Source organism: Marinibacterium profundimaris (assembly GCF_002210095.1).
Lineage (GTDB): Bacteria > Pseudomonadota > Alphaproteobacteria > Rhodobacterales > Rhodobacteraceae > Marinibacterium > Marinibacterium profundimaris.
Genome location: NZ_AQQR01000027.1, coordinates 1 through 23,670 on the forward strand (window position 1 = coordinate 1; position 23,670 = coordinate 23,670).

Consider the following 23,670-nt stretch of genomic DNA (forward strand, 5'->3'; position numbering starts at 1 on the left):
AATTCTACTTCCGCATCCCACTAAGATCGGGGGGGATTACCCCAGCAAGCGTGCGACAGCGCGAATTGCGCCGCGAACAGAGCGGGGCGATCCCCGGCATGGGCGGACCGGCGTAGTAACCGGCCAGACGGGGTGAGAACGGCGGAATATCCCAGACCTACCAGCAGCCAGGCCCCCAAAAGGATGAACCAACCAAGGCCGGCGGTCAGCACTGTTACCCCCAGTCCCAGCAATGTCGCCACCATCAGGGCAGCACCGCCGAACATTACGGGCCGGTCTGGCAGCGCATCCACTACGCGCGGAAGGAGCAGTGCGGCCGTCATGGAGCCAGCGCCGAAGGCGAACATCGTCCAGGCCAGCGCGCTTTCCGACAGGCCGAGCGATCCGCGCACCAAAATGACGGTATTGACCAGCACCATTGCCCCGGCCGCCGCTGCCGCAAGGTTCAGCGCCAGCAACCCGCGCAGGCGGGGCGTGGCCAGATAGATGCGGATGCCGCGTGTGGTCCGGTCATAGATGCCGCGTGGTTTGGAGGGCTTAGGATTGGGCAGTAGCACCGAAACGACCAGAAGGGCCGAGGCGGTAAACCCTACTACTGTGCCGAGGAAAAGCGAATTGTAGGACATCATCGCAACCAAAAGTGCCGCCAGCGTTGGACTGACGATGTTTTCCAGATCGTAGGCCAGCCGCGACAAAGACAACGCGCGGGTATAGCGTTCCTCTTCGGGCAGAACGTCCGGGATCGTCGCCTGAAAGGTCGGCGTGAAGGCAGCGGAGGCCGATTGCAACAGGAAGATCAGTACGTAGACCTGCCAGACCTCAGTCACAAAAGGCAGGGCCAGCGCCACGCCCGCGCGCACAAGATCAAGCGTCACAAGAAACGCGCGACGCGGCACCCGGTCGGCGAACGCCCCTGCAATCGGCGCAATGCCCACGTAGGCTACCATCTTGATGGTAAAAACTGTGCCGAGCACAATCGCCGCCCCGTCGCCCGCGAGGTCGAATGCCAAAAGCCCAAGCGCGACCGTTGCGAGTCCAGTTCCCAAAAGCGCCACGACCTGCGCCAGAAACAGATGGCGGTAGGTGCGGTCAGAGAGGATATCGAGCATGGCGGGCCTCAGAGATATCGGGTGATCGCCCGCAATTCGGCACGATCGGCTTCGGAGCTTTCAGCGTCTAGGCAATGGTCCATATGGTCGTGGATCAACGCCCGCTTGGCATTGGTGATCGCTTTCTCAACCGCCTGCATCTGTTGGGCGATCTCAAGGCATGGCTTGCCCGCCTCGATCATCTCGATCACAGCACACAGGTGACCGTCAGCGCGTTTCAGCCGTGCGATGAGGGCGGGATGACTTGCATGGACAGGGGGATTTGTCATATCAACGACTTATCCTCCCTGGGGGGATTGAACAAGATGGTGCCACGACGCATCACGCCAAAGACGAGCGGGCAGGCAAAGCTGATGACAACTTTACAGACAATCGGAAAGACCGCGTTCGCGACACTTCTATGCGCGGCCGTGCTCGTCTGGTCGGTCATGCCCACAACCTCACATGCGCCCGCAATCATTGATGTGCTTCAGGAGCACGCTGAGATGATTGCCGAGCACGGGCATTCGCACGGTCTGGAAGAAGACCTGGCTTGGGCCATGCACGGACACAGCCACGACAGTGTTGATCACGATCACAGTCAGGCGGTTGTGCCTGGCCCCGATCTGTCGCCGCTGCCCATGGAAATTTACAAGACCGCATGGCGGCTGAATGCAGCCGCCGCCAACCCCCGACGCTTATTCCTGATCGAACGACCTCCGCGCGTCTGATTGGTCGCGCGCCACTCGCGCGTTTCAACCAACCATCAGACAAGAATACGGAGTTCAATCCATGACTATAGTCCATCGGGGCTGGACCGATCCCGGCATGGGCCGGATCGTAATCCTGTCCTTAATCACGCTGTCGTCACTCATTCTGAGTGCGGGCAATGCGCTTGCTCACAATGTCACCGAAGGCGACGCGGGTTACATCCAGGAAATCTGGGGGGTGAACATCATCCCCTTCATGTATCTCGGTGCCAAACACATGGTGACGGGCTACGATCACATCCTGTTCCTGCTCGGCGTCGTCTTCTTTCTCTACAAGATGAAGGACGTCGGCATCTATGTCAGCCTCTTCGCCATCGGGCACTCGACCACGATGCTGGCAGGAGTCTGGTTCGGCTGGGGCATCAACGCCTATATCATCGACGCGATCATCGGCCTCTCGGTCGTTTACAAGGCGCTCGACAATCTGGGTGCCTACCAGCGCTGGTTCGGGGTGCAGCCGAACACTAAGGCCGCGACGCTGATCTTCGGCTTTTTCCACGGCACGGGTCTGGCCACCAAGATACTCGACTACGAGATCGCGTCGGATGGGCTGCTGGCCAATCTCCTGGCGTTCAATGTAGGCGTGGAGCTGGGCCAGTTGATGGCACTTGCCGTGATCCTCATTGTCATGGGTTACTGGCGGAAATCCCCGAATTTCTTCCGGCAGGCCTACGCCGCCAACGTCGTCATGATGTCCATGGGATTCATCCTCATGGGCCTGCAAATCACTGGCTACTTCGTAGCCGCCTGAGAATTTAGGAGACCCAAATGTTCAACGCAGAAAAACCGAGCCTCGATGAGCTGCCAAGTTCCGCGCAGCTCATCCGTTCCACCGTTATCGCTGCGGCCAGCGCCGTTGCGATCCTCGTGACTGTCGTGCTTCCCGCCGAATACAACATCGACCCGACCGGGATTGGCGGCGTACTCGGTCTGGCAGAGATGGGTGAAATCAAGACCCAACTCTCCGAAGAGGCGGAGGCCGACCGATTGCTGGAACTGGAGGCCACTGGCGGCGACCAGTCCAGCTTCCTAGACGGCATGTTCGGCCTGTTCGTCGGGGCGGCCCACGCTCAGGAAGCGGAGGTCTGGCGCGACGAGACCACCTTCACCCTGGCTCCCGGAGACTCCGCCGAGTGGAAGCTCGTTATGACCGAGGGCCAGACCGCAGAATACCGGATGCTGGTCGAGGGCGGGCGCGTCAACTTCGACCTGCACGGCCATGGTGGGGGTAATTCGGTGACCTACGAAAAGGGTCGCGGATCGATGGGCGACGAAGGCGAGATCGTCGCTGCATTCGACGGCGAACACGGCTGGTTCTGGCGCAATCGCGACAGCGAGACCGCCACCGTGACCGTTCAAGTACGCGGCGAATACGCCGAGTTCAAAGACGCCAGTTGACAACTTGATAACGGAGCCCTTTGAGGGCTCCGTTATCTTCACTTCAACCAGAGAAGGACCCTAAAATGATTAGAAAACTGGCACTTGCGGCGGCCACGTAGGCGCCTCCTAGCCGCCGCTGGAAACGCCACAGGCCATCTTACCCACACGCCGTAACCCTTGTGGAAAAAAATTACATAAACTTCACTATCGGATATTGAATCGCGCCGTGTTTCTCGGCTCCAAAGCTTGGCAAGCGAACCTACCTGGAAATTTCCCCTGCTAACACCGCTCGTCCGTGCACCGCCAAGGTTGCTGAAAACCTCTGGCACCCAAACTTGCGGATTACATCCAGTACGCGCGCTTCGTAGGCAGCGTGACCGATCAAACGACACAGGTCGGACGCGTGGAACTGGCGGTTCGCAGTCGGGGCGGCTTGCATCTGTCTCAGCAATTCGCGCTCTTTGGGGTCTGCTACCCGCTTCTGCGATGGTTTCACCTCGGGACGAGGCCGAGTCCCCGACGAATTCCGCCATCGGCGCATGAAGCCAAGCAGGAAGCCGGCCGGCACCCTGCCGTTGCCTCGGGACCGATTGAAGGCGAGGAAGCGGTCCCAAATGACCTGGGTGTCGACGTTCCAGCAGGGCAACGTGGCCTTCGCTGCTTTGATGAGCTCTGCCCAACTGGTCTGAAAAACATTCGAACTCGCTGTGATGTCGATCAGTCCTGCGAAGATAGTTTTGTTATTATTATCTCTAGATAGTGATGTGTCACCTTCACCTGACACGAGATCATGGGTTTCACTCTCCTCGTCGAAGGCGGAAAACCGAAAGATCCAGGGCGCGAACTTGCCATTCGGCTTCGCCCGCTCGAGCTGCAACTCCGACGTCTCAAGTTCGCTCAAAAGAACCGAAAGATATTGTCGTGAGACACCCATCCTCTCTGCCAGGGCAGAGAGGGTGAAGGCTGCCGTTCCGCGCGACAAACCGTTGTAGCCATCCTTCCAGGCGATGGCATCGAGGATGAGGGTGGCAAGCTTGTGCGCTGCAACAGAGAGATTTGTCTGCGTGATCCGTCGCAGGATCAGGCCGGTCGTAGGTTCCATGGTCGAGGTCTCCTTGGAGATCCGACGCCATGTCGTGAGACAACAACATTCTTGCCAGCAAAACAACTTTGCTGGTTGCAGGTGTTTTGGCGGTGCGCTAGGAAACTCTTGTTCACGGAGTTTTCTAGCACGGCGTCAGGCTTCACGGTCTGGCGTCGTCTCCTTTTTGGGGGCTTTGCACAGCCTTTCGTGCGGGGTTGTGATGACGCGCGCGGCAAGACCGCGTGCAGATTTTGTCAGTAGCGAACTTCTTCAGAACCATAGTTCCCGGCGTGATCACGCCAGTCGACGAAGACGGAGCGGTAGAAGTAGCTGCCGCATCCATTCGGGATGCTCAGGCCAGATGCAGCCGGCACTTGGCCCACGTTGGATCTTGTCCATCGGTAGTCGCCCTGCACTCCGTAGGACCCCAATCGCGTGGAATCGGTGCGATTGCAGTCGCCATCTCGGTTTTCATGCTGGCGGCACTGAATGTGATAGACGCGAATGCTGCGCACGAAATCAAAGGCGTCGCCTGAGATGTCGATGTCGGCTTGTTCATCCGCCTGGACGCGAACAAGGGGTATCGGAGTCGATACCTGCGGTTCGGGCGGATCGCGAAACGTGATGTCATAAAGGCGTTCCATAGGCGACAACGGACTTGGTTCGTTGAACGACACACCCATCGGACACCGCCAGATTTGTAGGGGCGGCTCGATCGGCCATGGCGTGATCCGCCGAATAAAGACCGCTCTGGCATGGGCGCAGGGCGCGGAGGCAGGCCAGCCGCCCGCAAGGCACAGGAGGATCGCACAGTCCACTTGATAGGCCTGAGCCGGACCTGACGAGGCCATTAGTCCGGATATGCTTATTGCCGTGGCTGTTGCCACGCCGTGGATCACGTGCTTCATGATGCCGACTCCATCTATAATGGTGCAGCGATACGAAACAACATTACCGATAGCAAGGCGATTTGATTGATGGCGACTTGCGATTGTTCGCTTGTGTCGCGTGACGGCTTCCAAGATCTGATGACGGTTTGAGCTCTTGAGGCGTCCTGGAAGCGGCCAAAATTGCGGCCTCCTTTCACGTCCATTGCCAAACAAACAACTGTTACAAAAAGAAAATATGGCGTTCCAATACGGCCACGAAACCGGTCACGGAAGAACAGACCGCATGAGCCCGTCAAACGGCGTGTCGCAGCGCCCATGGTCCCGGGAAGGGCAGTGTCGGAAAACTGTCGAGCCCGGTTCTCCGGCTGGAATCCGGGAACGGAAGGGCGGGTGGAGCAACGATCCTGTGTTGTGGCCTATGTTGGGATCGAACATGCGCTTGAAGACTTATGGCAGTATCTGATACGATTGAGCATGGATAGGAGAGTCTGATGCCAAACGTCCACCTGACCGAACCGATGCAGAAATATGTGCAGGCGCAGATCGAGTCCGGCGCCTACGCCAATCTGAGCGAAGTCGTGCGCGCCGGCGTAAGGATGCTGATGGAGAAGGATGGCGCGCGGCAGTTCTATGCCCTCAAGGCCGATCTCGAGATGGCAGCCACCCTGGCCGAGAATGGGGATTTCGCCGAGTTCGATGCCCAAGCCTTCGAACCGGATGCGTTTGATCGCTGACCCGAATGACGATTCGGCTTTCCGGACAGGCCAAGTCCGACCTTGAAGAGATACGCACCTACACCGTCGAAACATGGGGCAGGGACCAATGGCTCGTCTATTACCGCCAGTTGGTCACCGCCTTCGAGCGGATCACTGGGGATCCCGACGCGGGCCGGGACAGGAGTCTCTTTGTCCCGGGGATGCGGTCCGTCAATTGCCAGCGACACGTGATCTTCTACAAGCGGCTCGATGCGGCGGATGGCGCGGCAGTCATCCTGCGCATCGTGCATCAGCGCCGCAACATGCCCGCACTCGTCTACTACGAGGATCTCGACGGCGGTTAAGCCCATGCGGTTGCTCAGTCCAATAGCTCGATCAGTTTTCCATAGTCTTCACTGACCTCGCGCGCCTCCTGAAACGCCCGTTGGCGCTCGGCATCAAGACAGCGGAAGTATTCCTGAATGTCGGCAATGTAGTCCTCGAAATCAGAACGCAGCAGATCGGCATAGGCACGAATGTCTTCTCGCGACTGAGGCAAGAACGGTCGTTCGGGAGGTACGCAATCTGCTGCCGCGGCTATCGGCATGCTTCCAAGCAGGAACGCGAACAGCAACGGTGCGTTGCGCGCAATAAACAACCGCAGGGCAAAACTCCTTTGCCGCCTTTAAGATTATCATTCTGTCGGCTATCACCGTTATCGGAGCAAGGCGAACTTCGTCAACACGTTATTATTGTCTTGCTATCATTAATGTTGTTTTGTATCGCTCACGGTGTTGCGACCCCGTGGGCCTGATACTGCACCCAGGCAGAACAAGGACCCAAGGGAAGGCCATGATAGAAGAAGCCCCGAATGTGGTTACAGAAGACGGACTGCGCGGCTTGCTCGCCGAGGGCTACCTCATTGAGGTGGTCTGCAAGGAGAGAGCAGAGAAGCGCCATAACAGCTGGTACGGCTCGTGGGTCATCCGCGCCGTCGCCACTGATGGGCGTGACGATAAGATGCTCGTCACCAGCCGAAGCGTCCTCAAGCTCCGCGACTTCAAAACCATCGTTGGCCTTGTCAGTTTCCTGGCCGACATGGGCTGTACGACCGCTAGCATCCCACTTGAAGAAGGTGGCCGCGAGCGCCACGCCGCGCCTCCGGTCAAAGGCAGCTGACCGCGCGACTGCGCTCGTCGTTGCTTTGGGTACAGGCGTTTGTTCCGCGCCCCCGGCCCTGGCCGACGGTTTCATCTTCTCGGTTGGTCCTGACGGCCAATTGATTTCCTCTTCTCAAGAGGCAAACGGGCGCCTTTTTCTCTTCGCAGAACCTCGCGTCCCTGACGCAACGAGCGAGACAGCGATCCCGGCTCGATCTGCCGCCCGCGCCACCCCAGAAATCCTCCATGCGATCGAGACTACGGCTCTACGGTATGCCGGGCATGGTGCGCTGCGTCGCGCAGGACTTTCCGTCACTGATTGGGCGCTCCTTTACCGGGCCAATATCGAAGTCGAGAGCGCATACAATCCCGCAGCACGTAGCCCTGTCGGGGCTATAGGCCTCGGACAGCTTATGCCGGATACCGCCCGCGATCTCGGCGTGGACCCACATGACATTGCGCAGAACCTCGACGGATCAGCTCGCTACCTGCTGATGATGCTCGACCAGTTCGGCGAGGGCTCTCTGGCCCTTGCGGCCTACAACGCTGGTCCGGAGGCGGTCACACGCCACGGCGGCATCCCCCCATTTCGCGAAACCCAAGGGCATGTGGCCCGTGTGACCGCCGTGTTTGAGCGGCTCAGAGGAGATCTTTCATGACATCGAGGAAACGTCAAAGCGTGCTCCGCACGCGGGCGATCACCGCGTTCGGCGCGATGGCCCTTATCGTGCTGGCGGGTCCAGCGCTTGCGCAGAGCATCGACCTCTCGCCGGTGCAGACCCTGCTTCAAGGAATTGTCGATGCGATCACCGGTCCCTTGGGGATCGTGATCGGAACGCTCGCGCTGATCGGGGTGTTCCTTTCCTGGCTCTTTGGCATCCTCGACTTCCGTCAGGCCCTCTGGGTCGTGGTTGCAATCGCGGGCATCGCCGCAGCACCCACCATCGTCGCCGCCATCTGGACGACCTGAGCTCCATCCATGGCTGACCAGTCCCGCGTGTTCATCGGCCTTCTCAGGCCACCCAAGCTGATGGGCTTGCCGATCATGTATGCCATGGTCTGGCTCTTCGGCTCTACTCTCCTGTTCCTCTGGGTGCAGAGCTGGGTGGTGGCCGTCTTCGCGGGGCTGGCCTGGCCGGCGCTTTGGAAAGCCGCGGACTGGGATCCGAACTTCCTCGATGTCCTGGTGATCACCTTGCAGGAAACCCCGCCCACGACGAACCGCAAGCTGCACGGAGGCGACAGCTATGCCCCGTGATGGACTTGCCAATGACGTGGCGGAGGCGCTCGATCCGCTGACTGCGCTACCCTCATGGGTCAAGGGCGAGAAGCGGCTCTCAATGATGCTGCCTTATGTGAGCCTCGTAAACGACCGAACGATCCGGACACGCGGCAACGAGCTGATGCAGTGCATCCGCCTCGAAGGGGTGAACAGCACCACGAGCGAGGACGGGCATCTGGACCGGATCGGGGGGTTGCTGGCTGGCATCGTGGCGCAGGTCGGGACCGAGTTCTCATTCTACCTGCACAAGGTCTCGAAAGCGGTCGATGTGACCCTGCCGCCCGTTCCGGGCGAAGGGTTTGCGGCTGCCGTCGACGAACGATGGCACGCGCATCTCGGCCGCGCGGGTTTGCGCGACAAGACGCTGACCCTGACGGTGCTGAGGCGACCTGAGACCGGCAGCCGCTTGCCGTTCGGACTTGGGGCGTCTCGCTCGCGACACGCGGCCGACACCACCCGCCGCTTGCGCAAGCTCGACGAGGTTGTGGGGTTTCTGCTGTCCTCCTTCGATGAGCTGAAGCCCCGCCTGCTGGCTGCAAGCACCGGAGAGCTTCTGGGCTTCCTCGGTTCACTCAACACGGGCGAGGAGCACCCGCTCTTCCCCCGGTCGCGCCACGGTGTGATCGCCGAGGACGTAGCAAATACCCGCGTCACCTTCCGCGGCACGACCATCGCACTCTCGGACGGTGCCGTCAGCGACAAGCTCGGGGCGATCTTTGCGGTGAAGAACTACCCCGCCAAGACAGATAGCCTGATGCTCGACGAGTTGAATCTGCCCGTCGACATGGTGGTCACACACTCTTTTGTGCCGATCAACGCCAACATCATGGCGGGCCGGATCAAGCGGCAGCTGCGGCTAATGCAGGCCGCCAATGACGGAGCCGTCAGTCTCGCCCAGGAACTGGAACTCGCGCAGGACGATCTGGAATCCAAACGCCTGATCTTCGGCGAGCACCACATGACCGTGGCCGTCTATGCCCGAACCCAGACGGCGCTTGACGACATCGCGGCCGAAATCCGCAACATCTCCGCCACCTCCGGCATCAACCTGATCTCGGAGGCCTTCGGGGCGCGGGCGCATTTCATGGCGCAGCATCCCGGCAATACCGGGGCGCGAAGCCGCAAGGCAGCGATCACAAACCACAACTTCACCGATCTCGCCGCCTTTCACCGCACCCCGCTCGGCAAGACTGGCAAGGAAGTGCCGTGGGGCGTGCCCATCACACTCTTCCCGACGCCCGAGCGCAGTGGTTTTCGCTTCAACTTCCACGAACAGGGCGCGCCGGATCGCGAGCCCACAGGTGGGCACACGCTGATCCTGGGCCGCCCCGGCTCCGGTAAATCCGTACTGGCGGCTTTCCTGATGACCATGGCACGGCGGGCAGGTGCGCGGGTCTTCGTCTTCGACTATCGCGCGGGCATGGAGATGGCCGTCCGTGCGCTCGGCGGCAGCTATTCGACGATACGTGCCGGACGGCCCACGGGCCTCAATCCGCTCCAGACCGAGATCGACATGCGGGGCCAAGCATGGCTTGCTGATTGGCTCGCGAGCCTCTTAGAGCGGCGCGATCGACCGCTAACTCCGATTCAGACCAACCGACTGCAGGAAGTCGTGCGCCAGAACGCGAGCGCAGGACATGCGGGCCTGCGAAACTGGTCGGATTTCGCCTCGCTGCTGGTCTCGACCGATGACGAGGGCGATCTCTTCGAGCGTATGCAGGAGTGGACGGCCGAGGGCCGCTATGGCTGGATCTTCGGGGCCAATGCCGAGGACAGCTTCAGCATTGACGGCGATGTCGCAGGCTTCGATCTGACCGGCATCCTCGACTCCGAGAGCGAGCGGGAACGCATGGCGGTCCTGTCCTATCTTTTCCGCCGGGTCGAGCGCGTGATCGAGGACCGCAAGCCCACGATCATCGTCATCGACGAGGCATGGAAGGCGCTCGACAACGCTTATTTCGCAGAACGGCTCTCGAACTGGCTGGTGACTGCCCGCAAGCAGAACGCCGTCGTCGTCATGATGACCCAATATGCCAGTCAGCTCGAACGCACCCGGACCGGCAAGACCATCGTCGAAGCCGTGCCGACGCAGGTGCTTTTGCCCAACATTCGCGCCTCGGCTGCAGATTACTCGATGCTCGGCCTGACCGAGAAAGAGCTCGACGTGCTTCTGGGCGTCGGCTCGGCCTCGCGGCTCGCACTTGTACGCGACGACCGTGGTTCCGTCGTGATCGATGCCGATCTCAGCGCGCTCGGCCCGCTCGTGACCATCCTTGGCGGAATGGAGAAGGGCGAAGCGCTTGCCGGCGCCGATTATCGCGAACGTCCTGATTTCTGGAGAGTGACATGACCAGTACCATCATTCGCAGCGTCGTGCTGCTAGGGCTCGGCCTGACCCTGACAGCCTGTGCACAGCATAACCCCCCGCAAGCCAACTGCTTTAATTTTCGCGAGGCTCCTGCGCAGGCAAGAACCGCCACCGCCACGATCTCGACCATGGGGGCGGAAGTCACGCGCCGCGACACGGCCTGCGATTTCGTCCTCTTGGGTGCGGGCAGTTGAGCCAATGCGGACCTGGCTTCCTCTCTCGATGATCGGCTTTGCACTGGCAGTTCCCGCGGCGGGGCCGGCGGTCGCCCAGGGCGTGCCAACCTTCGATCTGCGCCTGTTCGCAGAGCGGCAGGCGATCCTCGAGCAGACCGATCGGGACCTGACACTGCAGCAGGACCGGCTAAGCCGCGAGGAGGAACTGGCCGAGATCGAGCGTCAGCAACTCGCCTCCCTCGAAGGGCTGATGGATGCCATGTCGCTTGGCGCTGGAGATGTGGCCGGCACCGTGGCCGGGCTCGAGGCGGGGCAGGGGGCGGTTGACGACGTCGAAAGCGCGGCCGCCAGTCTTTATGCACCCGAGGACACCAATCCAGCGGCGGCGCGGATGTTCGGCGATGCCCGGGAGGGGATCGAGGAGCTGATCATCCGCGCAGCACGCGACACCCATAGTCTGTCCGGGGTCGGCCGTGCGGGCCTTTCGCTCGTGCAATGGCGCTGCCTTTTGCAGGCGCTGATCTGGCAGGAAAGTCGTTTCCAGATTGGGGCACGCTCACCCGTGGGGGCCTTCGGACTTACCCAGATCATGCCCGGTACCGCGGGCGATCTCGGGATCTACCCGGCCTATTACGACGATCCCTATCTGCAGGTCACCGGCGGTGCGCGATACCTCGCACAAATGCTGAACATGTTCGACGGCAACATCATCCATGCGCTCGCCGCCTATAACGCCGGTCCGGGCAATGTGCAGGATTATGGCGGTGTGCCGCCCTTCGCGGAAACCCAGCACTATGTCGTGGTGATCCCGCAGCAGTACAACAGCTACCTCGCGGCCGTAGGCGGCATCGATGCGCTCGGCACCATCGACCCTGTGCTCCTCGCCAACGCGAGTTTCAGCCTCTCGGCCCACGGCGCAGGGGTCTATGGCGACTATTCGCTGGTCTCGGTCCGTGCCGCCGCCCTGCGGGTGCAGGACATCATCACCCGCATTGGTGAGACCGAGGATCTCCACGAGGCCATCGCTCTCAACACCTATGCCCGGGCCGAACTGGCCCGGCTGGTTGCAATCCGGACCCGGATTAAGGCCGCCCGAACCGAGCCACTCAGCGCCGAGCAGATCGCCTTGGCGGCAGCGCAAGCTGCCGAGCGGCAATACATGGATTTTAGTCAGGAGGATTTGCGTTGAACCTGCGCCTGCCCCGTTCCCTTTTCGCCGGTAGCATCGCTCTCGCACTTGCCCTCAATGTCACCGGACCTGCCGGGGCACAGGGTGTGCCCACGGTGGACACCCAAAACATTGCCCAGGAAATCCGCCAGCTTCAGCAGATGCTGCAGGATTTCGGGATCCAGACCGATCTTCTGGACAATGCGTTGGAGCAACTGAACATGCTGCAAAGCCAGCTCGATCAGCTGAACGAGATGTATGCCTCGCTCACCGGGCCGCGCAGCATCCTCGGGCTTGCCATGGGCGGGGACCTCGACACCTTGCTTCAGGCCAACTTCGAAGACATCCCCGGCCTGATCCGAGGCATCCAGGCGGGCGATTGGAGCGCGCTCATCGGGCCCAATGCCGGGCCCATGCGCACGCAGATTGAACAGGCGCTGGCAAGTGCAGGGTTCGACGAAGATTCTCTCCGCGAAATCGCCACCAGCGGCAATCCGGGAGCTGAAGGCGTGGCCACCCGGGCAACCACAGGTGCTGTGATGTCGGCGGCGGCGCAGAACAGCCACGCAGAGGCGGAACAGTCTCTCGAACGAGTGGAACGTCTGGTCGAGATGATCCCGGACATGGAGGATCTCAAAGCCTCGATGGATCATAACACGCGCGTCACGGCGGAACTCGCCATCGCCATGACCCGGATGTGGGAGTTGGAAGCGATCCAAACCCTCGGCGCAGGCAATGCAGGCGTGGTTGATGCCGCCACCCTTGCCGAAGAACGCCGCTACATGGACTTCACCTTGCCGGATCTTGAGCCATGAGTGGGGCAGGGGTGATGACTGCGCGCGAACTCGTGGAAGAGGAACTTGTCTACGGTGCCCTGCGCCGGGAACAGCTTTGGCGGATGATCGGCCTTTCCGGGGCAGGCTTCGGCGTATTTGGTTGTTTGACGGCTGCGGCTGTCGCGCTGATGGTCGAGACGCCGCCTCCCGTGGTTGTCCCCTACGATCCCGCGACCGGGGTGGCGCTCCCCAATGCCACGGTTGAAACCGTGTCCCTTGCCGAACGGCCAGCCGTGATCGAAGCACAAATCTACCGCTACCTTCTCGACCGCGAGACTTACAACCAGCTCGACAATGATCTTCGTGTCCGCCGCGTCCTGGCACAGTCTTCCGGGTCGGCCGAGGCCAGCATGCGCGCGATGTGGACATCGGGGCAGGAGAGCTATCCGCCGACGCGTTACGGGGCTGCGGCCGAGATGGCCGTTGAGATCGCATCGATCACCCTTATTGGCGAAAACCGCGCCCAGGTGCGGCTCAGAAAGCGCCTGACAAGCCCGCAGGGGGTACAGGATGGATCGTTCACTGCCACATTGATGTTTGAATTTCAGCCGGAACGGACCCGCTCCCTCGACGATGTCTGGCAAAACCCTTTCGGTTTCACCGTCACTCAATATGCCATCCGATCGGACCGTTCTGAATGACTCGCACTGCAATCTCTACGCTGTTGGCCGCCAGCATTCTCGCGCTCGCGGGAACGACCGCCATGGCCGAAACCACGCCCCGTCCACGCTCTCACGATAATCGCGTGCGCGTGGCGACCTGGACCGAAGGCCAGGTTTACCGGGTCGTCACGACACTGACCCGTGTCACCACAGTCGAATTCGGTGAGGGTGAAACCATCCGCTCGATCATCGCCGGCGATACGGTCGGTTTTCAATTCGACGATGTCCCGGGTGGCCGTGCCTTCGCCATCAAGCCAACAGCATCTGGCGTTGCCACCAACATCACCGTCTACACCAACCGCCGCTCCTACTACTTCCATGTCGTCGAAGCCCGGGAGACGCCGCATTATGTCGTGCAGTTCCGCTATCCTGAAAACCGCGTGCAACCCACCAGGGCGGTTGCGGCCGATGCGCCGAACGCGAACTATGCGGTCAGTGCCCGAGAAGAGTTCACGCCGACGGCCATCTGGGATGATGGTACCTTCACGTATTTCCGGTTTGCACGGAACGCGCCGGTGCCCGCCATCTTCCGATATTCGAACGGAAGGGAACGCGCGGTGAACAGCCACACCTCAAGTGACGGCGTTATCCGCGTATCTGGCGTCAACCGACAATGGGTCCTTCGCCTTGGCGAAGATGTGGTTTGCGTCCAGGACGCAGGGCAGGCCACATCATGACCGAAGGTACGGAAGACCTCGCCGCGCGCCTCGCGGCTCTCGAAGGTTCGACAGGCAAAGCGAAGGCAAACAAGCGGCCTGCGCCGCTTGCGGCGATCCTTGGAGTCGTCGGCATCGCGGCAGCAGGTGGTCTGGCGTGGGCTGCCCTACAGCCGTCGGCAGAAGCACCAATGGCGACCGCCGCGCCGGAAGAGTTCCAGAGCACCGGCCCCGGATTCGGAGATCTGGCGCCGATTTCTGCCCCGGAGCCCAGCCAAGCCCCGCCTGCGGACACAGGTCCGAGCGAGTCAGAACTAGCGCTGATAGAAAGTCTTGCGACATTGAGAGCGGAACTCGAGGAACTGCGCGCAAGACCGGCCGAGGCCGCGGATAGCGGGGCGGAGCAGGCTATTGCGGACCTGACGGCGCAAATTGCCACCTTACAGGAAGCATCCGCCGAGGCTCAGCGGGCCCTCGAGCGGCAACTGACCGAGCGGGATCGCGAATTGGATCAGCTCCGCATGGACTTGGAACTTGCACGGCTTGCACCACCAGAGCCGACCTCATTGGGACCAAGTGAAGAAGAATTGCGGTTGGCCGAACTAGAAAGGCGGCGCGCAGCCGAAGCCGAGGCCCGCGCAGAGCGTATCGCGTCTCCTATGATCGCCTTCTCCGGGATGGGCGCGGGTGCGGATAGGGAGAATACGCTGGAAGCCGCGCGACTGAATGCAGATGAAGCCTTTGTTCGTTCGGGCGCGCAACCTGCACAGGTGACACGTGCCGAAGTGATCGCGAACCCATCGAACACGGTTGTTCAGGGCACCATGATTCAGGCTGTGACAGAGACGGCCCTCGACAGCACACTGCCCGGCGCGATCCGCGCCATCGTCTCGGAAGACGTCCATTCTTTCGATGGAACGCGTATCCTGATCCCGCGCGGCGCGCGGCTGATCGGGCGCTACCGCTCCGATGTCGCACTCGCCCAATCGCGCGTCATGGTGGCATGGGACCGGATCATCCTGCCCGATAATCAGACCGTGCAGATCAGCGCCTTCGGTGGAGACGAACTCGGCCGTACTGGCACCACCGGGTTTGTCGACACCCGTTTCGCGCAACGCTTCGGTTCCGCCGCGCTGATCTCCTTGATCGGCGCCCTGCCTGCGGCTGCAGCGGGTCAAATCGACAGCGAGGCGGCGGCCGATGTTGCGAGTGATGTCGGCACCGACCTGCGCGATAGTACGCAAAGCGTGATGCAGGACTATCTGGCGATCCGGCCAGTGATACATGTCGATCAGGGTACACGGATCACGGTCATGGTTGATCGTGACCTCGAGATTTTCTGACATGGCTGCAAGTTATCTGGAAGCGTCGCTCGACCGTTTCGGCCCCGAGGTCCTGCGCGACGACACGATCGAAATCTGCATCAATCCTGACGGACAAGTCTGGGGAGAGTTTCAGGGCGATCACTTCATGCGTGCACTGGGCAGCCCGCTGACCCAGACCGAGATCAAGGACCTCGGCAATCAAATCGCCTCCGCCGCCTCGACCACACTCAGCACCAAGAAGCCCATCGTCTCGGTCTCGATCCTCTATCGCGACCGGCCAATCCGCGCGCAGGTGATCCAGCCGCCGGCAGTAGAAGGCGGGTTCTCCATATCGCTGCGATTCTTCTCCTCCCTGCCGCTCGAGGCGATCAAGCTCGGGTTTCTCTATGGCAAGGAGCGCAGCCTCGAAGGCCTGCGCCGCGAACGTAACGCCGCGCTGCGCGATGTGGTGACATCCGGCGACATCAACGCCGCCCTGCACTTCTGCGTCGAGAACAAGCTCAACATGATCGTCTCGGGCGGCACATCGACCGGCAAGACGGTCGCGGCGCGCAAGATCCTTTCGCTGATCCCGCCCGAAGAGCGGATCATCACCATCGAGGAGGCGGCCGAGCTGCGCCCCGAGCAGCCCAATGTCGTGACGTTGATCGCTGACCGGGACACGGATGCCCGCAGTGCCGATGTGCTCTTGGCCTCAACGCTTCGCATGCGACCCGACCGGATCGTCCTAGGCGAAGTCCGCGGGCGCGAAGCGATGACGTTTCTCGAGGCAATCAACACCGGCCACGGTGGATCGCTGACCACACTGCATGCCGAGACCCCACAACTTGCTGTTCGCCGCCTCGCCATCGCCGCCCTGAAAACCGATGTGCCGATGACCTATGCCGACATGATCGATTATATTGAGGGCTCGATCGACGTGATCATTCAGGCAGGCCGCCATGAAGGCGCGCGCGGAATCACCGAGTTCTTCCTGCCGGGTCATACCACAGATTTGAACCTCGACACGGTCGACGGCAGAGGCAACAAGAGCCCCTCCGTTGCCGCTGAGTAAAAAAGGACCTCCCCAGATGCGAAAACCAATCCTCGCAGTCACGCTTGCCGCCCTTGCGGGCCCACTTGTGGCGCAGACTTCGCCTCAGGTTTCAAACGATCTCACAGTCGATATGTCGCCTCAACAATACCGGATCTGCAACGATCGTCCGGCGCGACCGACTTGGATGGACGAAATCAATCCGCGTGAAGCTTACAAGGCAGCAGCTTTGATGGAGTTGTACGAAATTCGGGCCTGGGAGGAGATCGCTGAATCTGGCGACTGCAGCTGTGAAACCCGCTTTCCCGCTTGGGATAGCTCCGATGGCGAATATCATGAAAGGTATGCAGGCCTTAGCCAAGCCGAGCATTCAGCGTTTCGCCGCGACTGGATTGAAGTAAGGAAGCAACTCGAGCCGAGCGTGCGTACAATCTGCGAAGCTCAAGGCAACTGGTAATGGGCGTCGTCAGCTGGATGGTCGGAACGGCAGACGCGTTCCTTGTCGATGCGGCTGAGTCCCAGTTCGGGGCCGTGGCAAGCAATACCGGCACGATCGTCCTGCTGATGGTCACGCTTTCGCTAATCGGCGTCTGCATCAACATGGCATTCCAGTTCCGCAGCATGGATGGGGCCAGCTTCTTCTGGTACCTGATCAAGCTGACCCTTATCGGTCTATTCGCCTTCAATTGGGCAAACTTCAATGCAGTAGCAAACGCAGTCATTGGAGGCTTGGACTACGTCGCTGGCGCACTGGTGTCTTCGGTTGGCGGCGGAGGAGCCGGAGCCACACACTTTGCTGGCGAATTCGACATCCTGATCGAAAAATTCAGCCAGTACCTGAATGCTATCGGCAGCAACCTGAACTGGATGACGGGCGCGATCCTAGGCGGCATCGGGCTTATTCTTTTGAGCCTCCTTGGCTTCATGACCGGCATCGTCCTCATATTCGCCAAGATGATGCTGACCCTCATGCTCGGCCTTGCTCCGATCATGATTGCATTGTCGCTCTTCGACGCGACCAAAGATTTCTTCCACAGATGGGTCTCGACGACAGTCAGCTATGCCTTCTACCCCATCGTAATCGCAGCAATGTTCTCTACCGTCGTCGGCATGGCGAATTCGCTGCTAGCCCAGCTCGGTGATCCGAACTCGGCAACCAACATCGGATCGCTGGTGCCGTTCTTCGTCATGGTGTTCCTGGCCAAGGGATTTGTGGCAGCAACACCCCTGATCGTGCGAGGGATATCGGGGAACCTGATGGTGGCGGCGACGCCTGCTGTTGCCGCTGGATCGATCGGGATCATGCGAGGGATCTTCAATACCGACGGCGTAAAGGGCAGGACGCGGATCGGGGCGCTCCCGACAGGCGAAGCGATCGGGCGGGGTGCGGTGCAGGCACCTGCAGTCGTACGGACCGCTACAGTGACCGCCAGCGCGCAGCTAGTCAGGATGGCGGAACGGGCAAAACGGCTGAGAGGATAGACGTCGATGAGCTGACGTTCGCCAAGGCCTTCGGCAAAGCTCACAATGCGGACAAAGTGAGCTTTCGCTGCAAGTGCGCCAATGTCAGCAAAGCGCGCATTGCAACGTTGCCAATACATTGGTGGAGCATGTTCCACCGCGGCGCGCTAGTGGCGCTGCAGCGGTTTTGGAAACGCCTATCACCACCGCCTTTCCGCCCGTAGCGGAGTACACCAGCGAGGTCGGCGAGCGCGGCCGAAGAACTAGGAATGCTCTCGGATGGGTTTAGTATCGCCGAGATACTGGCCGAACATTTCACGCGAGAACAGGCGCGGACGTGTGAGATGTTACAACCACGTGCCTTCGGTTCTTTATGCGTGGAAACTTACAAACCTCTAAGCGGCTTAGATGCATCTTTCACGGATGCGCATAACGAAGCGCATCGACGATGACCCTGAAGGCCGGCAGGTTTTGCCGCCGACTGGGGTAGTAGATGTAGTACCCTGAGAAAAACGGCGACCATTCGTCCAGAACCTGGACCAGGTCTCCCGCCGCGATGTACTGCACAACCGTATCCTCGGGGATATAAGCGATGCCGTAGCCGTTCAGCGCCGCATCGATCATCGCGTGCGAGGAATTGAAGGCGAGCTGGCCATTGACCCGGACGCGCAGATCCTGCCCATCCTTTTCGAACTCCCAGGCGTAGAGCCCGCCGGCCCTGAGGTGCCTGTGGTTGATGCAATTGTGCCCGATCAGCTCTTCCGGATGAACGGGCGCGGGATGTGTCTTCAGGTATCCGGGTGACGCGACCGCCACCAATCGCCAATCCGGACTGACCCTGACGGCAATCATGTCCTTTTCGACGCTCTCGCCAAGGCGGATACCAGCATCGAAACCCTCCTCCACGATGTTGCGAAAGCCGTTGTCGATGTTCAGCTCGAGTTTGATGTCCGGATAATCGACAAGCACAGGCCGCAGCTTCGGCCAGACGTAGCTCTGCAGTGCGTGATCGGACAGCGTGATCCTGATCGTCCCCGCGGGCTTGTCGCGAAACTCCGTCAGTGACGCAATCTCCGCCTCGATCTCTTCCACGCGCGGCGCCAATGCCTGTCGCAGGCGCTCTCCTGCCTCCGTGGGCGCGACGTTGCGCGTCGTGCGCGTCAGGAGCCGGATGCCCATTTGCGTCTCGAGGCGCTTGATGGTGTGGCTGAGCGTGGACTGGGCGATGCCGAGCTTGGCAGCGGCACGCGTGAAGCTTCGCTCCTCAGCAACGGCCAGGAACCACAACAGGTCGTTGAACTGTCCCCGCGCCATGCTCCGCTCCCATCATGCTGAACCACTTATGCTCCCTATCGATTAATGCAATCGTATTTGCACGTCTAATCCATTTGTTCGGCTACTGCTATTTATGCGTCATCGAAAGCCGGCTCTGCAGCCGGAAGCGAGGCGCAGAATGTCCACGACACTCACAGCAGAACCAGCCGATACGCGCTCCGCCTGGGGCGCGGTCATGTCGATGGCGCTCTGCGTCGCCGTTCTCATCGCCTCGGAGTTCATGCCCGTCAGCTTGCTGACCCCGATCGCAAGCGAGCTTGGCGTCAGCGAGGGACAGGCCGGTCAGGCGATTTCGATCTCCGGTCTCTTCGCCGTCATCACCAGCCTCACGATTGCCGGACTGACCCGAAGCGTGGACCGCAAGCAGGTGCAGTCCGCCTTCGCAGTCCTCCTGATCGTCTCGGCCCTGATTGTCGCCTCTGCGCCGACCTATCCCGTGCTGATGATCGGTCGCGCGTTGCTGGGCATCGCCATCGGCGGGTTCTGGTCGATGTCGACCGCCATTGTGATGCGGCTTCTCCCGGCGGAACAGGTGCCGCAAGGCTTGGCTGCGCTTAACGCGGGCAACGCAATCGCGGCCACCATATCGGCGCCGCTCGGTGCCTGGCTCGGCGACCTCATCGGCTGGCGCGGAGCATTCGCACTGATCGTTCCGGTCGCAGTGCTCGCGCTGGTCTGGCAACGCATCCACATGCCGCCTCTGCCGCCCCGCGGCATCCGGCGCACCAATCCTCTCGGACTGCTTTTCCAGCCTCAGGTAGCGCTCGGCATGGCGTCGATCTTCCTGCTGTTCATGGGCCAGTTCGCGCTGTTCACTTATCTGCGGCCGTATCTCGAGGGAGTGGCGGGCTTCTCCGTTCCCATGCTCTCCGGGGGCTTCCTGGCCCTCGGACTTGCGGGCCTCGCCGGCACCTGGGCGATCAGCCACCTGCTGCGAACCCGCCTCTATGGTCTGCTGGTCGCGATTCCAGCGGTCATGGCGGCGCTTGCGGTCCTGATGATCGCATCGGCACAACTGCCGGCCGGTGTCGGCGCACTGATTGTCCTTTGGGGGTTCTTCGGAACGGCGGCCCCTGTCGGCTGGGGCACCTGGCTTGCCCGGACGCTCGGCCCCGAAGCCGAGGCCGGCGGCGGGCTCCAGGTGGCGACCATCCAGCTTGCGATCATGGGCGGCGCAGCCACCGGCGGACTGCTCTTCGATGCACTTGGCTGGCAGTTTACCTTCGCCCTCTCGGCCACGCTTCTCGGTGGTTCGGCCCTTTGCGCCTTGCTCGCCTGGCTCCACCAGAGGAGTTCGAAATGAGACTTTCCGGCTTCTCGCCGCTCTGGCCTTTCCCGCCATCGCTCACGCCTAGAAGCGCGGACTGCCGCTCATCCGACCAACACCATCAAATGAAATCACCCGCTTGAAGGAGCAAACGACATGACCGAAGGAACTGTTCACACACCGAGAGACCTGCCTGACGCGAGCCGCCGGACCCTGCTGATGATGACCGGTGCGAGTCTCGCAACCACAGGTCTTGTGTCACTGGGCACCTCGCCCGCTTGGGCGCAGGCCAGCGGCGAATGGGACAAGACGTTCCCCCGCAGCGAGGCCGTGACTTATGAGAAGGTCACCTTCACGAACCGCTACGGCATCACCCTGACCGGCGATCTTTACATGCCGTCCGACCGCGGGGACGCCGCGCTGCCGGGCCTGACCGTCGCCGGGCCGTTCGGCGCCGTCAAGGAGCAGTCGGCCGGTCTCTATGCCCAGACTATGGCCGAGCGCGGCTTCATCACGCTCGCATTCGATCCCTCCTTCGTGGGTGAAAGCGGCGGCGAGGCGCGCGACGTGGCATCCCCCGACATCAACACCGAGGATTTCATGGCTGCGGTCGATTACCTCGGCCTGCACGACGCCGTGGACCGCGAGCGGCTCGGTGTCATCGGAATCTGCGGCTTCGGCGGCATGGCGCTGAACGCAGTGGCGGCCGACAAGCGCGTCAAGGCGGTGGCCACGACCAGCATGTACGACATGTCGCGCGTCATGGCGCGGGGCTATTATGACAGCCTGACGGACGCGCAGCGGGCCGAGAGCCTTGAGCAGATGAGCCGGCAGCGCTGGACGGATGCCGAGACCGGCGACCCCGCGATGGCCGGCGGTCTTCCCGACAGCCTCGACGGCATCGATGATCCCGTCATCCGCATGTACCATGCCTACTATAAGACGGATCGGGGCTATCACCCGCGCTCGGTCAACTCGAACGGCGGCTGGACGGTGACCAATCCGCTGTCCTTCATGAACATGCCGCTGCTGACCTATATCGCGGAAATCTCTCCGCGGCCCATGCTGGTGATCGCCGGCTCCGAGGCGCATTCGCGCTATTTCACCGAAGAAGCCTATGCAGCCGCGGCCGAGCCGAAAGAGCTGATGATCATCGATGGCGCCGACCACGTCGATCTCTACGATCAGCTGGACGTGATCCCCTTCGACCGACTGGCCGAGTTCTTTGGCGAGCATCTCGCGGCCTGAGCACGCGGGGCCCGCGCGCAAGCGCGGGCCCCTGCCCGCCAAATCCGCTGAACAGAGGATCGTCGCATGTGGAAATCAACATTGGGCGCTGCCGCTGTCGCGCTGGGATTGTCTGGAGCTGCCATGGCACAGGAACAGATTAGTATTTCGTCAGGCTGGGGTGACGTGACCGCGACGCTTGCGGATAACGAAGCCGCCGAGGCCTTGCTGGAGATGCTGCCGCTGACCATCGACATGCGCGACCATCTTCGCCAGGAAAAGACAGGCTACCTGCCATCCGACTTGCCCGAACTGGCGCGCCAGCGCGACTTCTCGACGGGCACGCTTGGTCTGTGGAGCTCCAATCACTTCGTGATCTACTACAGCTCCGGCAGCGTCCCCGCTCCAGGCATCATCATTCTCGGACAGGTCACGGGCGATGTGTCGATCTTCGATCGCCCGGGCAACCTCACCGTCGAACTGACGCGCCTCGAATGAACCAGCGGCGACGCTGACCGCTCCACGATTACGCTGCAGTCCCGAACGGCGGTCTGCCGTCCCATGCCAAGCGCGGGTGCGCCTGTTCGGGCAAGACGGAAGTCGAGTTCAGCGGAGCGGAGTAGTCCGTACGATCCGGGCTTCGCACTGCCAGTCCCGTGCGCGGGAGATGGCAGCTCTCGCTGCGAGCGCAACTGCATACAACTTCAACAACGGCGCGCTGCGAGCCACTCATTCCCTTGGTGGGGCCAGGAGTCAGCGCGCCATCCATCCTCGAAGGAGAAATCAATGACCGACAACATCACTGGAAAAGTCATCGTCATCACAGGCGCCTCGAGCGGCATGGGCGAAGCCGCGGCTCGGCATCTTGCGTCGAAGGGCGCTAGCGTCGTACTTGGCGCGCGGCGCGCAGATCGTCTTGAGGCGCTGGCGGCCGATATCGTCGCCGCCAGCGGTAAGGCAACGGTCGTCGTGAGCGACGTGACGAATCGGGCGGACGTGCAAAAGCTGGTCGATACGGCCGTCGAGACCTATGGACGGATCGACGTGCTCATCAACAATGCCGGCGTGATGCCGCTGTCCCCCCTCGAGCGCCTTAAGGTCGACGAATGGGACCAGATGATCGACGTCAATCTAAAGGGCGTGCTCTACGGCATCGCGGCCGCGCTCCCCTATATGAAGGAGCAAAAGGCGGGCCACATCATCAGCCTGTCGTCAGTCGCGGGACATAAGATCTTTGGCGGTTCTGCAGTCTATTCCGCGACGAAGTTCGGCGTGCGGGCCATCAGCGAGGGACTCCGTCAGGAGGTGAAACCCTACAACATCCGCACCACAATCATCTCACCTGGTGCGGTGAAGACCGAATTGCTGGACCACATCACCGAGCAGGATGTTCAGAAGGCCAACCAAGACTATGTCGGCCAAGTTGGCGTTCCGGCCGAGACGTTCGCTCGCTTGGTGGACTTCGCCATTAGCCAGCCGGAGGACGTTGACATCAACGAGATCCTCTTCCGGCCAACGGCTCAGGAACTCTGAGTAGCGGTTAAGCCAAAACGCCGGCGGATGCTCAGCTTTCTTAATTGGAATGGCCCCTCGGGGGCCATTTCTTTTCGTGATGTTCACTAGCCCCAGAAACGAGCTCGAGGTACCTCCCAACAATTCCCCCAAAGTCGCGTCTCAGAAGGTTCGACGTCAGGACTGGAGTGCCCCCGTTTCACCAAACCCTCCGCATGAGGGTTGGCTCTTAAACTAGTGATGATTTTAGTCGGATATCGCCGCCGAGTATCTTGACACGAAGCTACCCTGCTGC

28 protein-coding genes and 1 pseudogene are annotated in these 23,670 nt (G+C 61.2%); 23 read left to right on the forward strand and 6 right to left on the reverse strand.

The annotated features are described in order from the left end of the window. Nucleotides 1-41 precede the first annotated feature (41 nt). Nucleotides 42-1,109: pseudogene (locus tag ATO3_RS25810) on the reverse strand (MFS transporter); the annotation flags it as partial. 8 nt (nt 1,110-1,117) lie between these two features. Then, nucleotides 1,118-1,378, reverse strand: a complete 261-nt coding sequence (locus ATO3_RS25815) for a metal-sensing transcriptional repressor (protein ID WP_088652757.1) — start codon at nt 1,376-1,378, stop codon at nt 1,118-1,120. 36 nt (nt 1,379-1,414) lie between these two features. On the opposite strand from ATO3_RS25815, the gene ATO3_RS25820 reads away from it, so the two are divergent. The 3 genes from ATO3_RS25820 to ATO3_RS25830 all read left to right on the forward strand — a co-directional run bounded on the left by ATO3_RS25820 (nt 1,415) and on the right by ATO3_RS25830 (nt 3,256). Further along, nucleotides 1,415-1,819: a hypothetical protein gene (locus tag ATO3_RS25820; protein WP_233152323.1), complete on the forward strand. Its 405-nt coding sequence runs from the start codon at nt 1,415-1,417 to the stop codon at nt 1,817-1,819. 61 nt (nt 1,820-1,880) lie between these two features. After that, nucleotides 1,881-2,609 (forward strand): HupE/UreJ family protein, encoded by a 729-nt coding sequence (locus tag ATO3_RS25825; protein ID WP_088652759.1) that lies wholly within the window; start codon nt 1,881-1,883, stop codon nt 2,607-2,609. Between the two features lie 17 nt (nt 2,610-2,626). Next, entirely contained in the window at nt 2,627-3,256 is a 630-nt protein-coding gene (locus ATO3_RS25830; protein ID WP_088652760.1) for a transmembrane anchor protein, read from the forward strand. A 241-nt stretch (nt 3,257-3,497) separates the two neighbouring features. Here ATO3_RS25830 and ATO3_RS25835 read toward each other — a convergent pair whose 3' ends face one another. Together ATO3_RS25835 and ATO3_RS25840 are read right to left on the reverse strand one after the other, a co-directional pair. After that, complete coding sequence (locus ATO3_RS25835; protein ID WP_007803482.1) at nt 3,498-4,340, reverse strand: hypothetical protein; 843 nt, start codon at nt 4,338-4,340, stop codon at nt 3,498-3,500. 236 nt (nt 4,341-4,576) lie between these two features. Beyond that, nucleotides 4,577-5,230 (reverse strand): hypothetical protein, encoded by a 654-nt coding sequence (locus ATO3_RS25840; protein WP_233152324.1) that lies wholly within the window; start codon nt 5,228-5,230, stop codon nt 4,577-4,579. 473 nt (nt 5,231-5,703) lie between these two features. On the opposite strand from ATO3_RS25840, the gene ATO3_RS25845 reads away from it, so the two are divergent. Both ATO3_RS25845 and ATO3_RS25850 read left to right on the forward strand, forming a co-directional pair. Continuing rightward, on the forward strand, nt 5,704-5,946 hold the full coding sequence (locus ATO3_RS25845; protein ID WP_008336111.1) for a type II toxin-antitoxin system ParD family antitoxin: 243 nt from the start codon (nt 5,704-5,706) through the stop codon (nt 5,944-5,946). 5 nt (nt 5,947-5,951) lie between these two features. Continuing rightward, a complete protein-coding gene (locus tag ATO3_RS25850) occupies nt 5,952-6,272 on the forward strand; it encodes a type II toxin-antitoxin system RelE/ParE family toxin (protein WP_017468227.1) in 321 nt (106 codons plus the stop codon). A 14-nt stretch (nt 6,273-6,286) separates the two neighbouring features. Here ATO3_RS25850 and ATO3_RS25855 read toward each other — a convergent pair whose 3' ends face one another. Then, on the reverse strand, nt 6,287-6,514 hold the full coding sequence (locus tag ATO3_RS25855) for a hypothetical protein (protein ID WP_057821041.1): 228 nt from the start codon (nt 6,512-6,514) through the stop codon (nt 6,287-6,289). A gap of 245 nt (nt 6,515-6,759) precedes the next feature. On the opposite strand from ATO3_RS25855, the gene ATO3_RS25860 reads away from it, so the two are divergent. The 14 genes from ATO3_RS25860 to ATO3_RS25925 are packed head-to-tail and all read left to right on the forward strand — an operon-like array spanning nt 6,760 to nt 18,055. Continuing rightward, entirely contained in the window at nt 6,760-7,086 is a 327-nt protein-coding gene (locus tag ATO3_RS25860) for a hypothetical protein (protein WP_010138156.1), read from the forward strand. After that, the gene (locus ATO3_RS25865; protein ID WP_043872336.1) at nt 7,043-7,726 is read left to right on the forward strand and encodes a lytic transglycosylase domain-containing protein; all 684 of its coding nucleotides are present in this window, start codon (nt 7,043-7,045) and stop codon (nt 7,724-7,726) included. Before ATO3_RS25860 ends, ATO3_RS25865 begins: the two co-directional genes overlap by 44 nt. After that, on the forward strand, nt 7,723-8,037 hold the full coding sequence (locus tag ATO3_RS25870; protein WP_009574150.1) for a TrbC/VirB2 family protein: 315 nt from the start codon (nt 7,723-7,725) through the stop codon (nt 8,035-8,037). The genes ATO3_RS25865 and ATO3_RS25870 overlap by 4 nt, the downstream gene beginning before the upstream one ends. A gap of 9 nt (nt 8,038-8,046) precedes the next feature. Next, nucleotides 8,047-8,325, forward strand: coding sequence for a type IV secretion system protein VirB3 (locus tag ATO3_RS25875; protein WP_009574151.1), 279 nt, complete (start codon nt 8,047-8,049; stop codon nt 8,323-8,325). Then, the gene (locus ATO3_RS25880) at nt 8,315-10,699 is read left to right on the forward strand and encodes a VirB4 family type IV secretion/conjugal transfer ATPase (protein WP_088652761.1); all 2,385 of its coding nucleotides are present in this window, start codon (nt 8,315-8,317) and stop codon (nt 10,697-10,699) included. Before ATO3_RS25875 ends, ATO3_RS25880 begins: the two co-directional genes overlap by 11 nt. Beyond that, complete coding sequence (locus ATO3_RS25885; RefSeq protein ID WP_057821022.1) at nt 10,696-10,911, forward strand: hypothetical protein; 216 nt, start codon at nt 10,696-10,698, stop codon at nt 10,909-10,911. The genes ATO3_RS25880 and ATO3_RS25885 overlap by 4 nt, the downstream gene beginning before the upstream one ends. A 4-nt stretch (nt 10,912-10,915) precedes the next feature. Next, on the forward strand, nt 10,916-12,082 hold the full coding sequence (locus tag ATO3_RS25890; RefSeq protein ID WP_057821020.1) for a lytic transglycosylase domain-containing protein: 1,167 nt from the start codon (nt 10,916-10,918) through the stop codon (nt 12,080-12,082). Then, nucleotides 12,079-12,876, forward strand: a complete 798-nt coding sequence (locus ATO3_RS25895; RefSeq protein ID WP_057821019.1) for a type IV secretion system protein — start codon at nt 12,079-12,081, stop codon at nt 12,874-12,876. Before ATO3_RS25890 ends, ATO3_RS25895 begins: the two co-directional genes overlap by 4 nt. A 14-nt stretch (nt 12,877-12,890) precedes the next feature. After that, entirely contained in the window at nt 12,891-13,538 is a 648-nt protein-coding gene (locus ATO3_RS25900; protein ID WP_057821017.1) for a virB8 family protein, read from the forward strand. Next, a complete protein-coding gene (locus tag ATO3_RS25905) occupies nt 13,535-14,236 on the forward strand; it encodes a TrbG/VirB9 family P-type conjugative transfer protein (RefSeq protein ID WP_158218079.1) in 702 nt (233 codons plus the stop codon). Before ATO3_RS25900 ends, ATO3_RS25905 begins: the two co-directional genes overlap by 4 nt. Beyond that, entirely contained in the window at nt 14,233-15,558 is a 1,326-nt protein-coding gene (locus tag ATO3_RS25910) for a TrbI/VirB10 family protein (RefSeq protein ID WP_088652762.1), read from the forward strand. Before ATO3_RS25905 ends, ATO3_RS25910 begins: the two co-directional genes overlap by 4 nt. Before the next feature lies 1 nt (nt 15,559). Next, the gene (locus tag ATO3_RS25915) at nt 15,560-16,594 is read left to right on the forward strand and encodes an ATPase, T2SS/T4P/T4SS family (protein WP_088652763.1); all 1,035 of its coding nucleotides are present in this window, start codon (nt 15,560-15,562) and stop codon (nt 16,592-16,594) included. Nucleotides 16,595-16,610: 16 nt separating this feature from the next. Beyond that, nucleotides 16,611-17,030, forward strand: a complete 420-nt coding sequence (locus tag ATO3_RS25920; RefSeq protein ID WP_088652764.1) for a hypothetical protein — start codon at nt 16,611-16,613, stop codon at nt 17,028-17,030. Next, nucleotides 17,030-18,055 carry a type IV secretion system protein gene (locus ATO3_RS25925; protein WP_088652765.1) on the forward strand — a complete coding sequence of 342 codons (1,026 nt, stop codon included), beginning with the start codon at nt 17,030-17,032 and terminating at the stop codon, nt 18,053-18,055. Before ATO3_RS25920 ends, ATO3_RS25925 begins: the two co-directional genes overlap by 1 nt. Nucleotides 18,056-18,451: 396 nt before the next feature. Here ATO3_RS25925 and ATO3_RS25930 read toward each other — a convergent pair whose 3' ends face one another. After that, entirely contained in the window at nt 18,452-19,348 is an 897-nt protein-coding gene (locus ATO3_RS25930; RefSeq protein WP_088652766.1) for a LysR family transcriptional regulator, read from the reverse strand. A gap of 139 nt (nt 19,349-19,487) precedes the next feature. Between ATO3_RS25930 and ATO3_RS25935 the strand changes: the two genes are divergently transcribed. The 4 genes from ATO3_RS25935 (at nt 19,488) to ATO3_RS25950 (ending at nt 23,396) form a co-directional block, all read left to right on the forward strand. Then, a complete protein-coding gene (locus ATO3_RS25935; RefSeq protein ID WP_088652767.1) occupies nt 19,488-20,672 on the forward strand; it encodes an MFS transporter in 1,185 nt (394 codons plus the stop codon). A 120-nt stretch (nt 20,673-20,792) separates the two neighbouring features. Then, nucleotides 20,793-21,884, forward strand: coding sequence for an alpha/beta hydrolase (locus ATO3_RS25940; protein ID WP_088652768.1), 1,092 nt, complete (start codon nt 20,793-20,795; stop codon nt 21,882-21,884). A 66-nt stretch (nt 21,885-21,950) separates the two neighbouring features. Next, on the forward strand, nt 21,951-22,361 hold the full coding sequence (locus ATO3_RS25945) for a cyclophilin-like fold protein (protein ID WP_088652769.1): 411 nt from the start codon (nt 21,951-21,953) through the stop codon (nt 22,359-22,361). Between the two features lie 288 nt (nt 22,362-22,649). After that, nucleotides 22,650-23,396 carry an SDR family oxidoreductase gene (locus ATO3_RS25950; RefSeq protein ID WP_088652770.1) on the forward strand — a complete coding sequence of 249 codons (747 nt, stop codon included), beginning with the start codon at nt 22,650-22,652 and terminating at the stop codon, nt 23,394-23,396. The last annotated feature ends 274 nt before the right edge of the window (nt 23,397-23,670 follow it).

Coding starts and splice junctions, on each gene's coding strand:
- ATO3_RS25900 (WP_057821017.1), top strand. CDS start 12,891: ATGACTGCGCGCGAACTCGTGGAAGAGGAACTTGTCTACGGTGCCCTG.
- ATO3_RS25840 (WP_233152324.1), bottom strand. CDS start 5,230: ATGAAGCACGTGATCCACGGCGTGGCAACAGCCACGGCAATAAGCATA.
- ATO3_RS25870 (WP_009574150.1), top strand. CDS start 7,723: ATGACATCGAGGAAACGTCAAAGCGTGCTCCGCACGCGGGCGATCACC.
- ATO3_RS25830 (WP_088652760.1), top strand. CDS start 2,627: ATGTTCAACGCAGAAAAACCGAGCCTCGATGAGCTGCCAAGTTCCGCG.
- ATO3_RS25920 (WP_088652764.1), top strand. CDS start 16,611: ATGCGAAAACCAATCCTCGCAGTCACGCTTGCCGCCCTTGCGGGCCCA.
- ATO3_RS25935 (WP_088652767.1), top strand. CDS start 19,488: ATGTCCACGACACTCACAGCAGAACCAGCCGATACGCGCTCCGCCTGG.
- ATO3_RS25825 (WP_088652759.1), top strand. CDS start 1,881: ATGACTATAGTCCATCGGGGCTGGACCGATCCCGGCATGGGCCGGATC.
- ATO3_RS25860 (WP_010138156.1), top strand. CDS start 6,760: ATGATAGAAGAAGCCCCGAATGTGGTTACAGAAGACGGACTGCGCGGC.
- ATO3_RS25815 (WP_088652757.1), bottom strand. CDS start 1,378: ATGACAAATCCCCCTGTCCATGCAAGTCATCCCGCCCTCATCGCACGG.
- ATO3_RS25835 (WP_007803482.1), bottom strand. CDS start 4,340: ATGGAACCTACGACCGGCCTGATCCTGCGACGGATCACGCAGACAAAT.
- ATO3_RS25950 (WP_088652770.1), top strand. CDS start 22,650: ATGACCGACAACATCACTGGAAAAGTCATCGTCATCACAGGCGCCTCG.
- ATO3_RS25930 (WP_088652766.1), bottom strand. CDS start 19,348: ATGGCGCGGGGACAGTTCAACGACCTGTTGTGGTTCCTGGCCGTTGCT.
- ATO3_RS25915 (WP_088652763.1), top strand. CDS start 15,560: ATGGCTGCAAGTTATCTGGAAGCGTCGCTCGACCGTTTCGGCCCCGAG.
- ATO3_RS25940 (WP_088652768.1), top strand. CDS start 20,793: ATGACCGAAGGAACTGTTCACACACCGAGAGACCTGCCTGACGCGAGC.
- ATO3_RS25890 (WP_057821020.1), top strand. CDS start 10,916: ATGCGGACCTGGCTTCCTCTCTCGATGATCGGCTTTGCACTGGCAGTT.
- ATO3_RS25905 (WP_158218079.1), top strand. CDS start 13,535: ATGACTCGCACTGCAATCTCTACGCTGTTGGCCGCCAGCATTCTCGCG.
- ATO3_RS25845 (WP_008336111.1), top strand. CDS start 5,704: ATGCCAAACGTCCACCTGACCGAACCGATGCAGAAATATGTGCAGGCG.
- ATO3_RS25850 (WP_017468227.1), top strand. CDS start 5,952: ATGACGATTCGGCTTTCCGGACAGGCCAAGTCCGACCTTGAAGAGATA.
- ATO3_RS25910 (WP_088652762.1), top strand. CDS start 14,233: ATGACCGAAGGTACGGAAGACCTCGCCGCGCGCCTCGCGGCTCTCGAA.
- ATO3_RS25880 (WP_088652761.1), top strand. CDS start 8,315: ATGCCCCGTGATGGACTTGCCAATGACGTGGCGGAGGCGCTCGATCCG.
- ATO3_RS25925 (WP_088652765.1), top strand. CDS start 17,030: ATGGGCGTCGTCAGCTGGATGGTCGGAACGGCAGACGCGTTCCTTGTC.
- ATO3_RS25885 (WP_057821022.1), top strand. CDS start 10,696: ATGACCAGTACCATCATTCGCAGCGTCGTGCTGCTAGGGCTCGGCCTG.
- ATO3_RS25945 (WP_088652769.1), top strand. CDS start 21,951: ATGTGGAAATCAACATTGGGCGCTGCCGCTGTCGCGCTGGGATTGTCT.
- ATO3_RS25820 (WP_233152323.1), top strand. CDS start 1,415: ATGGTGCCACGACGCATCACGCCAAAGACGAGCGGGCAGGCAAAGCTG.
- ATO3_RS25855 (WP_057821041.1), bottom strand. CDS start 6,514: ATGCCGATAGCCGCGGCAGCAGATTGCGTACCTCCCGAACGACCGTTC.
- ATO3_RS25875 (WP_009574151.1), top strand. CDS start 8,047: ATGGCTGACCAGTCCCGCGTGTTCATCGGCCTTCTCAGGCCACCCAAG.